We start from the raw sequence: 12,128 nt of genomic DNA, 5'->3' as shown, positions 1-12,128 counted from the left end.
ATGTCTGAACAGTTCGAATCCCCTCGCTCCATCTACCAGAACGAGGCGGAGCGCAATGCGGCCGTGGCCAAGCTCGGCCGCAAGATCACGGACGTCGTGAAGCACAAGATCACCGGCGTCTCCACCAATGATGCCGAGTACTGGGGCCTCAAGGAGGTCCTGACCGACGAGATGGTCGAGCTCGGCAACAAGATGAAGGTCAGGAAGTTCTACGAGTTCGAGGACCTCATGAAGCTCGAACCGGACATGGAGCCGGTCCATCTGCAGAAGCTCCTGGACGACATGTCCGTCATCGGCATCCTCGAGTATGACTACGGCGACCACTACGACGACAACGGCCCCATCAAGGATGCACCGCACACGAAGCGCTGGAGGCTTCCGTACTTCGTGCCAGGCTCTGCCGAGCTCTTCAATTCGACGAAGGACCGCATCGACAAGAACCCTGCCGTCGCTTCATTCTTCGAGCGCATGACGTTCGTGCCTCTGGCTGGCATCACCGAGATGGTCCCTCCTGGAGGAGACGGAATCGGCATGCATGTCATCCCCGTCGAGGAGGCTGTGAACTTCCAGAACGAGGCCATCGACAAGGAGCGCATCTCCTACTGGCTCAAGAAGTATGAGGGACACATCTCTGCCGGCATGTGCTCCTGCCGCTACTCGCGCACGAAGCTCGGCGAGGGCTGCGCTGACGACCCCGAAGACTGGTGCATCCAGGTCGGCGATATGGCTGACTACACGGTCGAGACGCACCGTGCCCACTACATCACGTCCGATGAGGCGCTCGAGATCATCCAGAAGGCAGAGGACAACGGCTTCGTCCACCAGATCACGAACATCGACGGCGAGACGAAGATCTTCGACATCTGCAACTGCGATGTGAAGATCTGCAATGCCCTGCGCACGAGCATGCTCTTCAATACGCCGAACCTGTCCCGCTCCGCCTATACGGCAAAGGTCACGCCGGAGAACTGCGTTGCCTGCGGCCTCTGTGTCGAGTCCTGCCCGGCAGGAGCCGTGAAGCTCGGCCAGAAGATCTGCAAGAAGGATGGCACGCTCCCGAAGTATCCGAAGTCCATCCTGCCTGATGCCATCCACTGGGGCAAGTATGCCTGGGACGAGAACTACCGCGATACGGCCCGCATGCACAATACGTGGCCGACGGGCTCCTCTCCCTGCAAGGCGGCCTGCCCTGCACACGTGCCTGTCCAGGCCTATCTCAGGAAGGCGCGCGAGGGCAAGTACCAGGAAGCAGTCGGCCTCATCAAGACGCAGAACCCGTTCCCGGCTGTCTGCGGCAGGATCTGCAACAAGCGCTGCGAGGATGCCTGCACAAGGGGCACGATCGATGCGCCGGTCTCCATCGACGAGGTCAAGAAGTTCGTGGCCGACTTCGACCTGGCCCAGGCGAAGCAGTTTGCTGCAAAAAAGGCCGTGCCTTCCGTCGAGGGACACTTCGACGAGAAGATCGCAATCATCGGTGCCGGCCCTGCAGGCCTGAGCTGTGCCTACTACCTGGCCCTCCTCGGCTATAAGCCAACCGTCTTCGAGAAGCATGAGCTTCCTGGCGGCATGATGCAGTACGGCATCCCGACCTACAAGCTCGAGAAGGATGTCATCCAGAAGGAGATCGACCTCATCAAGGATCAGGGCGTCGATATCCGCTGCGGCGTCGAGATCGGCAAGGACATCACCCTTGAAGACCTCAAGAAGCAGGGCTATCAGGCCTTCTATATCGCAATCGGCTGCCAGGGCGGACGTCGCCCGGGTGTCGCAAACGATACCGCAGAAGGCACCGATATCGCTGTCCATTATCTGCAGGAGTCCATGGCTGAGGGCAACCCGGCAATGTCGGGCAAGGTTGTCGTGATCGGCGGCGGCAATGTCGCTGTCGACTGCGCGAGGAATGCTGCACGCCGTGGCGCCGACGAGGTCCATATGGTCTCGCTCGAAGCCAGGGATGAGATGCCTGCCTCCGAGGATGAGATCCAGGAGACGCTTGCCGATCATGTCTTAGTCGAGTGCGGCTGGGGGCCGAAGGAGGTCCTCGTCGATGCAGCGGGGCATGTCGCGGGCATCGTCCTCAAGAAGTGCACGCGCACGATCGATCCTGAGACCCACCGCTTCTCGCCGCTCTACGATGAGTCCGAGACACGCACGATCGAGTGCGACAAGATCGTCTTTGCTATCGGCCAGGCCATCGATTGGGGCAAGCTGCTTGATGGCACGAAGGTCGAGTTCCACCACGGCAACTATCCGGTTGCTGACGAGCTCACGTTCCAGACGGCTGAGCCTTCGATCTTCGTCGGCGGCGACGTCTACACGGGCCCGAAGTTCGTGATCGACGCAATCGCCGAAGGACACCATGCTGCAGAGTCGCTCCACCGCTTCGTGCATGAGAATGCATCGATGACAATAGGCAGGGACAGGCACGACTACCAGCCCTTCGATAAGGACGACCTCTCCTTCGGCTCCTATGACACCTACCAGCGCCAGGAGCCGGTCGCAAAGCCGGAAGGCAAAGATCGCTTCCGCGATGTCTCCGGCACGCTCACGCCTGAGCAGGTCGAGCGCGAGTGCTCTCGCTGCCTTGGCTGCGGCGCCTCGGTCGTCGATCCGAACAAGTGCATCGGCTGCGGCATATGCACGACGCGCTGCCAGTTCGATGCCATCCACCTCTATCGCGACCATCCTGAGATGAGCACGATGAGGAAGGCAGAGGACAAGGTCGGAGGCCTTGCTGCCTACCAGCTGAAGCGCATGGTCAAGATTGTCGCAAACTCGGGCTCCGAGGAAGCGAAGATCATGCGCGCGAAGCGCAAGGAGTACGAGCGCACGCACGGCAAGGATTGGCAGGCAGCCCATCCGAACACCGGCAATGCGGTCGAAGAGGAAAAGCACTAGCAAGAATCTCGGTGCGCCTGGACGTCTGCAATCCAGGCGCACCTTCCAGGAAGGAATCCGCCCATGCATGAGCTCGGCATCGTCGTCCATGTGATCGATATGGTCGAGAAGGCGGCCGAGGAGAACCATGTGCACAAGGTCATGAAGCTCGACCTCGAGGTGGGGGAGGTCTCGACGATCGTTCCCGACTACTTCCGCGACTGCTACCAGTGGGCCATCAAGAAGACCCGCTATATGCAGGAGTGCGAGCTCAACCTCATCGTCGTCGAAGGAAAGTCGTACTGCCAGGACTGCAGGAAGACCTACCGCACGACAGAATATGGCAAGGCATGTCCCTACTGCGGCGGCTACCATACCTACCTCGTAAGCGGCCGCGATGTGATGATCCGGGATATCCAGGCTGTCTGACAGGCATCTGCATATGATTCTGTGGCCCTCCGGTCTCAAGCAGCCGGAGGGCCTTTTCCATGCGTGCAGAATCCCGCATCTCGGATAGGATAGAGGCAGGCAATTCCTAGGTCTCCTATTTGAGGAGGAAGGCCATGTCCATACGTTTCCGCAAGAGCATCGAGCTCGGTCCGGCATTCCGCATCAATATCTCGAAATCGGGACTCTCGTTCTCGGCCCATGTGCCTGGCATGAAGGGCCTCTCGGTCAGCACCGGACAGAAGGGCACCTATCTCAACGCTGGACTGCCTGGCACAGGTCTCTCGTCACGCACGAAGCTCTCCGACAAAGGTGTCGGCGTGAACTTCAAGGACGTCGTGAAGAAGATAGAAGGGGCAGCGAGCAAGGAGATGGAGCAGCCCGAAGCCGAAGGCAGGACAGAGAAGAAGCTTTCTTCCAGAGAGAAGGAGGCCCCAGCCGTACAGGAAGAGCCGCAACCGCTTCAGGAGATCCTCTCACCCTATCTCGAGCTGCACAGGAAGGCGCCTTCGGTCGCTGCACTCGATTCTGCGGCGCCGCTTGCGGAAGAGGCCGTCGAAGCATCCTGCGCCGTGATCCTGAAGCAGCTGCAGGTGCCCTACCTCTTCTCTGCCTCCTACGAATTCGATGCAGCATCACATACGCTCATGCTCGACGTGGACCTCCCTGAAATCGAGGATATCCCCGACGAGGAAGAGAGCTTGACCGCTAAAGGCGCTCTCGCAGAGCACCGAATCCCCGCGGCTGAGGCACATGCAAACTATGTGCGCTGCATCGAGAGTCTTGCCATCTATCTGGCTGCAGCCATCTTCGCTGCCAATCCAGCGCTTCCTGCCATCACGCTTTCCGGCTATACGCAGCGCAGGAACAGGGACGGCGATCTTGAAGATGCCTACGTCCTCTCGGTGCGCTTCACACGTGAAGGCTTCGTCGGCGCACGCTTCGATCAGATGGACGACCCCGAAGCGTTCCTGCTTTCCTTCGGGAACCGCATGGCAAAGACGAAGACAGGGCTCCTCAGGAAGGTCGTGCCGTACGAGAGCGTCCACGAGGAAGAACGCCACTAGCAGAGAGGAAGCTGGCCATGCTTCTTGCGAACTACCACACTCATACGACGCTCTGCGACGGTTCGGATACGCCCGAGGCTGTTGCCGCCGAAGCAGACCGCCTCGGCATCAAGCATCTCGGCTTCTCAGGCCATATGGATCCCGATATCCATATGGCATGGCCCGACTATGTGAAGGCCATCTCTGCGCTCAAGGAGCACTACCAAAGCCGCATGGATATCCTCATGGGCGTCGAGCTCGACAATCTCTATGACCCCGCCTGCTGTCCTGGTGCGGAATACATCATTGGCTCCACCCATTTCCTCGATGTGGAGACGCCTCTTCCCATGAGCGTCGACAATACGCCCGAGATGATGCAGCAGCTTGCCTACGAGCATTTCGGTGGCGATTTCTATGCGCTCTCGAAAGCCTATTACGAGCTCGAAGCGAAGGTCTATGACAGGACGATGTGCACGTTCATCGGGCATTTCGACCTCGTGACCCGCTTCAACGACGACATGCACTTCCTGGACGAGACCTCGAAGCGCTATCTCGGCCCGGCCCTTGAAGCCATGGAATACCTCGTATCGGAAGGTGTCCCCTTCGAGATCAACTGCGGCGCCGTAAACAGGGGCAGGAAGAAGGAGCTCTATCCGCGGCCTGAGCTCCTGCGTGCGCTCCATGGCTTCGGAGGAGAGATCTTCATCAATTCCGATGCCCACCAGAAAGAGCGGCTCCTCGGTGCCTTTGACCAGGCCGTAGCAGCTGCCATTGCAGCTGGCTTCACGCATGTGAACATCCTCATGCACGACGATACAGGCAAGGTATCAGCGAGGCAGCTTGCGCTTGACACGCTCTGATTGTCCTCTGCGGCATAGGGCAAGGCCCGGATATCTGCAGCGATATCCGGGTCTCATGCATGCATGGGAGAGTTCGGTGAAAGCTATTTCACCTCGAACGGCGTCTCTTCGCCCCTGCTGAAGGCAAGAAGGGCTCCCGTAGAGCTTGTGATCATGTTCTTCACGTCTTCCCTCGTGTAGAACGCCATGTGCGGCGTCACGATCGCATTCGGGAAGGCATCGAGGATGGCGCGATCGCGGTGGGGGAGGATGTCGCGCGAACGGTCGAGGTAGTAGAGCCCTGCCTCGTTCTCGATCGTATCGAGGGCGCAGGCACCGACGTGTCCGCTCTCGAGTGCTGCGATAAGGGCATCTGTATCGATCAGGGAGCCGCGCGCGGCATTCACGAGCACGACGCCCTCCTTCATCTTCGCGAAGGCGGCAGCATCGATCAGATGGTAGTTGTCGGCTGATCCCGGTGCATGGAGGGTGATGATGTCAGAGGAGGCATAGAGCTCGTCGAGCGAGACATAGTCTGCGAACTTTGCCACCTCATCCTTCGGATAGGGATCGTTTGCCAAGAGCTTGCAGCCGAAGGACGAGAGATGCTTCACGACCGTAGCGCCGATGCGCCCCGTGCCGATGACGCCGACCGTGGCAGACGAGATATCCAGGCCGATCTTGCCCTTGAGGCCGAAGTCCTGGACAAGGTTCTCGCGCTCGATGAACTTGACCTTCCTTGCTGCCATCATCATGAGCATGATTGCGTAGTTCGCGACGCCTTGAGGCGGGTAGGCGGCATGGGCGATCTTCATGCCGAGCTTGTGTGCATACGCGACATCGATGTGGTCGTAGCCGATGGAACGGGTCGCGATGGCCTTGACGCCGAGTTCATGGAACTGGTCAAGGATCTCGGGCGTCATCGGATTCGTGATGATAGAGACAGCATCTGATCCCTTTGCGAGATCGAGGTTGTCAGGGCTTGGATAGTCGGCCGTCCAGGCAAACTCGAATCCCTGCTCCTTCGCAAAGTCTTCCATATAGCCAAGCTCATCGTATGGTCTCAGAGCATAGGCAAAGAGCTTCATGTGATTGCTCCCTCTTCAATAAGCAATTCCTGTCTTTCATTCAAGTCATGTTCCATGGAAACACGCATGTTTTCGGTTACCGAAAGATTTGTGCAATCCGAAATAAATTTGGCGCAAAGATTTCAAAGAGTTTTGGATTTTTGACTCCGATTCAATTATTATAGCAACGTGCAGAAAGGTCATCTGAGAGGGCTTGCCCTAGGCAAGAAAGGATGTGCGTGACCATGCAATCGAAGTTGGCACATGCTGCAGAGCGCAAGGCATTCAGCCTTGCCCTCGATGCGGCAATAAAGGGCGTCAAGAGCGACCACCCCGAGGAGGCTGTCGATAAGTTCCTCGATATGGGCGTGAAGCTTCTTTCCGACACCGCACCGGATATGGCAATTTCGCTCAGGAAGGCTTTCTATCCAGGCTCCAAGTGGGAAAACTTCCTGATCGGGCTTGCCAACCGTCTCGATCCGAACATCCTCAAGACCGCAACGCTCAATGGCGCCTATGAGGCAGCATTCCGCGGCCTGCGCGAGACGACGCAGTCTGCCGAGAAGTATCAGTGCAATGTGCCCTGGATCATCATCTTCGACCCGACAAGCGCCTGCAACATGCATTGCGTCGGTTGCTGGGCTGCTGACTACTCGAAGTCGCTGAACCTTTCCTTCGACGATATGGACAAGATCGTCTCCGAGGCAAAGGAGCTTGGCTGCCACTTCTTCATGATGACAGGCGGCGAGCCGATGGTCCGCTGGAAGGATGTCGCAAAGCTCGCAGAGAAGCACAATGACTGCATCTTCGGCCTCTTCACGAACGGCACGCTCGTGACCCAGAAGGTCTGCGACGACGTCAAGCGCCTCGGCAACATCGTATTCTCGCTCTCCCTCGAGGGCTTCAAGGATGCCAACGACGGCCGCCGTGGCGATGGCTGCTTCGACAAGGTCATGGCTGCCATGGACCTCATGCGCGAGAACGGCCTTGCCTTCGGCGTCTCCACGGCCTACACAAGAAACAACGTCGAGTCTGTCACTTCCGATGAGTACTACGACCTCATCATCGAGAAGGGCGCGCTCTGGGCATGGTACTTCCACTACATGCCGGTGGGCGAGGGCGCCAATGCCGACCTCATGCCGACGCTCGAGCAGCGCGAGTACATGCTGCATCGCATCCGCGAGGTGCGTGACTACGAGGGCGGCAAGCCGATCATGGCAATGGACTTCCAGAATGACGGCGAGTTCGTCGGTGGCTGCATTGCGGGCGGCCGCGTCTTCTGCCACATCACCGCTCGCGGCGATGTCGAGCCCTGCGTCTTCATCCACTACTCGAATGCGAACATCCACGACAAGTCGCTCCTCGAGTGCCTCCAGCAGCCGGTCTTCCAGGCCTACCGTGCTCACTGGCCCTGGAACGACAATATGCTCCGTCCGTGCCCGATGCTCGAGAACCCCGAGATCCTTCCGCAGATCGTGCACGAGTCAGGCGCAAAGTCGACCGAGTATGTGACGCCGGAAGATGTCGACCACCTCTGCAAGAGGACCGCTCCTTACGCAAAGGCATGGGCTCCTGTGGCCGATCGCCTGTGGCGTGAAGAGCACCCCACCGGAAAGAAGGTCTACGAGGACAACATCTCGATGATGCCTGTGGACCAGAAGGCAAAGCGCCTCGCCGAGAAGGATGCCGAGCTCGATTCCGCGATTGCAGCCGGCACCGAGTTCACGAAGTAGCCTTCGCAGCCAACACGCAGCAGAGACAGGAAAGAGCCCCGGGTGACCGAGGCTCTTTCTTTCTGCCATGATTGCTGATGGGATGGCCTATTCTACTGCGTGCTGTCTGACCATGCGCAGGAATGCATCCACGGCAGCACGTCGCACGGCGGTGAGCGCAGATGGACGGGCAGCGGACCAGTCTATGGGGTGCTCCTCGATCATCTGGCGCGCTTCCGCTATGACCTGCTCGCCTGTTCCTGCCTGGAACGCGTCGTCTCCTGAGACCGGCAGATTGATATAGATGTCTGCTGCCTGCGAGTAGATGCGGTCAAGCTGGTTGGCTCCGCAGTTCATCGTCTTCTTTGCAATCGAGAGTGGCGTCATGTCAGGAATCGGGCGGGCATGGCGGATCATGCCGACACCGACGACAGCGTCCACCATGGAGCGGTCGAAGAGCGGCGTCGGCAGGTTCATGCGGCACCCGCCATCCATGAAGGTACGGCCAAGATAGGCGGTAGGCGTGACGACAAGCGGATAGGAAGCGGAGCATGTCACGCACTTTGCGACCTCGAGCTTCTCGTCGGAGAGGATGCGCCAGTTGCCATTCTCGTCGTGGAAGAGTTCAGGGTCGTTCGTGAAGACGCAGAGCTCACCCGTGACCACATCCACAGCACAGAGGGCAACGGGCTTCTTGAAGTCTGCAAAGGTATAGATGCCCGCCTCATCGAGAATGTTTCTTGCAAAGCGCTCCATGATGGCAGAGTCGATGATGCCATGCGTGCCGACAGCATTGAAGAGCTTGATGGGGTTCATCTTGAGGACGCCCTCATCGACGATCTTCTGGTCCATCATGACAAGGAGCTCTTCCATACGCCGGGAGTCGATGTGTGCACCGGCAAGGGCAGCGACAAGGGCACCCATCGATGTGCCAGCAACTGCGCCGATCTCGATATTGTTGCGCTCCATATCCTCGATAGCGGCAACTTCTGCAAACGAGCGGAAGCCGCCACCGCAGAAAGCGACACCTACACCCTGGATTCTGGCCATAGGACCCCCTTTGTCAGAGTCTGTGAAAGCAAGCTTAGTATGCCCGATTTTCTGGAGCATCGACGATAATTGTGGCGCCTGGTGTCCTGAATTGCGTTTCTCGACGTTCATTGGGTAGTATGGATAAGTCACGAGCTCGATTGAAAGACATGAGGCAACGCTTTGTCATTGAGAAAACAGATAGAACGCAGCGCAAAGGCGAAGGTCGCACCCGAAGTTCTTGCGAAGCAGGAAGCCGGGCAGGATCTGGGTCCTGTTGGCACTCCCGACAACCCTTCGAACCAGATTCTCACCGTTGCGAACGTCATAACGCTCTGCCGCTTCATCCTGACAATCGTCTTCCTCGTGCTCTTCACCCAGCATGAGCACAGGGTGGCAGCGCTCACCTGCTATGCAGTGGCAGCAGTCACAGACTTCCTCGACGGCCAGGTTGCACGCCGCACGCAGACGGTAAGCTGGCTCGGCAAGATTTCCGACCCCATCATGGACCGCATCCTTCTCTTCACAGGCGTCCTTGGCCTTGTGATCACCGGCGAGCTTCCGCTCTGGGTTGCCATCTTCGTAATCGGACGCGACGTCTACCTGTTCTTCGGCATGCTTGCCCTCCAGAAGTACCGCAAGCGTCCCGTCGATGTCATCTATATCGGCAAGGTCACGACAGCGCTTCTGATGTTCGGCTTCTGCGACCTTCTGCTCGGCGCTCCTGTCATCCACGGACTGGGGCTCGTCTCTGCCTCCTGGCTGCCAGGACTCAACAGCGTCGCGGCGCCTCTCGGCATCTTCTTCGTCTATGTCGGCATAATCACCTCGACAATCACTGCCGTCATCTATACGAAGGAAGGCATCGGCTACAAGCACGAAGCGCTTGCCGCACGGGAGCAGGAAGAGCAATAGCGAGGCCAGAAGATCGAAGCAGGAAGCCTCTGGCAGGAAAGCAAAGAGCATGAAGCAGCAGCACGCGAAGCATCTTACGAAGCAGCCGGGCAGCAAGACTGAAAGCCGCAGGCAAGCAGTCCTCATCGCTCTTGTCTGCGCCGCTGCTGCCGTGGCGCTCCTGGCGGTCTGCGTCTTCCTGCCTCGGAACTCAGCCACCCCGGCCCCATCTTCTGCTTCAGCAACAAGGACCGCGACCATCACCCGTGCAGTCAGCGCCTCCAAGGGGACCGCACCTACGCTCTCTGAGGCAAAGGCGGCCATCGTCACGGATAGCGACGGCAATGTGCTCTGGGAAGAGAATGCCGACGCCGAGATGCCCATGGCATCGATTACGAAGATCATGACAGCAATGGTCGTGCTCGACAATGTCGATGATCTTGATATGCCGGTTATCTGTTCTGACATCACGCTCGAGGAAGGCGCCCAGGCTGCCGGCTATGCTGCAGGAGATGTGACGACCGTGCGCGAGCTTTTGAAGGTCATGCTCGTCTATTCGGCAAACGATGCAGCAGAAGAGCTTGCTGCCAATGTCCTTGGCAGCCGCGAGGCCTTTGTCGCAGCCATGAATGCCAAAGCTCAAGAGCTCGGCATGACCCACACGCATTTCATGAATCCCTCAGGCCTCGAGGAGGATGGCCACTACTCGGCAGCCGCAGACCTTGCCCTCATGGGCCGGTATGCGCTTGCGAACTATCCCGTCATCGCGCAGACGATACGCCGCTCTTCGGTCACTACCGCAATCGGCGGCACGCAGAAGACGTTCAAGAGCACAGATACGCTGCTCCAGACGGCTGCAGGCATGCTCGGCATCAAGACCGGCGCAGTCGAGAGCGGCACAGCCTTCCTCGGTGCCTATGAGCAGGACGGCACAAGGGTCTATACGTGCGTCCTTGGCTGCACAACAGAAGAAGGCCGCTTCACGGATACGAAGGCACTCATCTCGTGGGCATTCTCCGATGCCTTTGAGACGCTGCCGCTGGCAGAAGCCAGCACGAAGGCAGCCACGCTTACCTTTGCCGACCACTTCGGCTGGGTTCTCGATGCTACACCTATCGAGTCTGTCACAGGCTATGCAGAGTACGGTGGAGACGACATCGTGGAGACCAGCATCACGAGCACGCAGGCAGCAGCGCTTCCCGGCTCCTGCTGGCAGAGCATCGTCTGGACGCAGGGCACACGCCAGGTTGCCGAGGCCACCTATGTGGCGGGATATCCATATCCCAAGCAGCGCAGCATCGATGAAATACTCATTCCAATGGAAGCTGGTTTTGCCGCATGGCAGATGAAGTGAACGAAGAAGAGAAGATCGTCCTCGAGGCAGAGCATCTTCTGCTCGGCGCCCTCATGGGATCTCTGGACGAAGAAGGCCCGGACGTGCCTCTTCGCTATGCCGATCAGGACGCAGAGGCAACAGCGCTTGCAGATGGCACGGCGCTCTGCGATCTTTCGGGCCTCTATGCGCTGAGGATCGCAGGAACTGCGGCAGGAGCCTTCTGCTCTGCTGCCTTTGGCGGCAGTAAGCTTGCAGTCGGGGAGTGCGCCTTCGAGCCTGTCTTTATGGGCGATGGCAGGCTGGTCTCCGTGCCGCTTCTGGCAAGGACCGGAGACGAGGAATACGTGCTCTGGGACGCGAGCCCTTCTGCCGATCTTCTTGCAGCATGGCTCTCGTTCCTGTCGGATATCGAGCAGAATGGCTACCGTCCCTACGCTGCACTCGATCTTGAAGAGGAGAGCACCGCACTCGTGCCGCTCCTTCTCTGGGGCGATGCTACCACATCCATCCTGCACGACTATGTGAGGAAAGACGATGAGCTGCCCCGTGCTGGACATATCTCCGACGTATCGCTCGATGGGACGATAGCGACGCTCGTGCTCTCGCCTGAGCTTGATAGCCGGCCGAGCTACCTCGTGCTCGTTCCTCCTTCATACGCACGCATCGTCTGGAGGAGCCTTCTTTCCTTCCAGGCACTCACACCGGTGGGGCGCGTTGTCTGCCGGCAGCGTCTTTCCGAGACGCTGCCCTGGGGCAAGCTCCTGCTCGATGCAGAACCCCATGAGGTGGATGCATCGAGCCTAAAGGCTTGGGGAATCATGAGGAAGGACCATGATTTCGTCGGCGCCCGCGCGCTTCTGTCCTGAGATAGCATCTCG

10 protein-coding genes are annotated in these 12,128 nt (G+C 58.8%); 8 read left to right on the top strand and 2 right to left on the bottom strand.

The features are described from left to right. The 4 genes from ABVS03_RS05120 (at position 1) to ABVS03_RS05105 (ending at position 5,233) form a co-directional block, all read left to right on the top strand. A complete protein-coding gene (locus tag ABVS03_RS05120) occupies positions 1 to 2,901 on the top strand; it encodes an FAD-dependent oxidoreductase (RefSeq protein WP_368018287.1) in 2,901 nt (966 codons plus the stop codon). Positions 2,902 to 2,964: 63 nt separating this feature from the next. Beyond that, positions 2,965 to 3,309 (top strand): hydrogenase maturation nickel metallochaperone HypA, encoded by a 345-nt coding sequence (locus tag ABVS03_RS05115; protein ID WP_330971023.1) that lies wholly within the window; start codon positions 2,965 to 2,967, stop codon positions 3,307 to 3,309. A gap of 134 nt (positions 3,310 to 3,443) precedes the next feature. Then, positions 3,444 to 4,394, top strand: a complete 951-nt coding sequence (locus ABVS03_RS05110) for a DUF4236 domain-containing protein (RefSeq protein WP_368018286.1) — start codon at positions 3,444 to 3,446, stop codon at positions 4,392 to 4,394. Positions 4,395 to 4,411: 17 nt separating this feature from the next. Beyond that, the gene (locus ABVS03_RS05105; protein WP_368018285.1) at positions 4,412 to 5,233 is read left to right on the top strand and encodes a PHP domain-containing protein; all 822 of its coding nucleotides are present in this window, start codon (positions 4,412 to 4,414) and stop codon (positions 5,231 to 5,233) included. 83 nt (positions 5,234 to 5,316) lie between these two features. Here the strand turns inward: ABVS03_RS05105 and ABVS03_RS05100 are convergent, their stop codons facing one another. Next, a complete protein-coding gene (locus ABVS03_RS05100) occupies positions 5,317 to 6,300 on the bottom strand; it encodes a D-isomer specific 2-hydroxyacid dehydrogenase family protein (protein ID WP_368018284.1) in 984 nt (327 codons plus the stop codon). A 224-nt stretch (positions 6,301 to 6,524) separates the two neighbouring features. Between ABVS03_RS05100 and ABVS03_RS05095 the strand changes: the two genes are divergently transcribed. After that, entirely contained in the window at positions 6,525 to 8,012 is a 1,488-nt protein-coding gene (locus ABVS03_RS05095; protein ID WP_368018283.1) for a radical SAM protein, read from the top strand. Positions 8,013 to 8,099: 87 nt separating this feature from the next. Here the strand turns inward: ABVS03_RS05095 and ABVS03_RS05090 are convergent, their stop codons facing one another. Beyond that, positions 8,100 to 9,041, bottom strand: coding sequence for a patatin-like phospholipase family protein (locus tag ABVS03_RS05090; protein WP_368018282.1), 942 nt, complete (start codon positions 9,039 to 9,041; stop codon positions 8,100 to 8,102). 162 nt (positions 9,042 to 9,203) lie between these two features. Here ABVS03_RS05090 and ABVS03_RS05085 point away from each other — a divergent pair, with 162 nt between their 5' ends. From ABVS03_RS05085 to ABVS03_RS05075, 3 genes are read left to right on the top strand one after another with little or no spacing between them, the layout of a single operon-like run. After that, entirely contained in the window at positions 9,204 to 9,935 is a 732-nt protein-coding gene (locus ABVS03_RS05085; protein ID WP_368018281.1) for a CDP-alcohol phosphatidyltransferase family protein, read from the top strand. A 49-nt stretch (positions 9,936 to 9,984) separates the two neighbouring features. Continuing rightward, positions 9,985 to 11,268, top strand: coding sequence for a D-alanyl-D-alanine carboxypeptidase family protein (locus tag ABVS03_RS05080; protein WP_368018280.1), 1,284 nt, complete (start codon positions 9,985 to 9,987; stop codon positions 11,266 to 11,268). After that, the gene (locus ABVS03_RS05075) at positions 11,253 to 12,116 is read left to right on the top strand and encodes a hypothetical protein (RefSeq protein ID WP_368018279.1); all 864 of its coding nucleotides are present in this window, start codon (positions 11,253 to 11,255) and stop codon (positions 12,114 to 12,116) included. Before ABVS03_RS05080 ends, ABVS03_RS05075 begins: the two co-directional genes overlap by 16 nt. Positions 12,117 to 12,128 lie beyond the last annotated feature (12 nt).

The sequence above is a fragment of the Olsenella sp. AGMB03486 genome, assembly GCF_040884255.1.
GTDB lineage: Bacteria > Actinomycetota > Coriobacteriia > Coriobacteriales > Atopobiaceae > Olsenella_L > Olsenella_L kribbiana.
The sequence above is the reverse complement of the archived record's forward strand: the minus strand, read 5'-3'. Positions and strand labels throughout refer to the sequence as shown.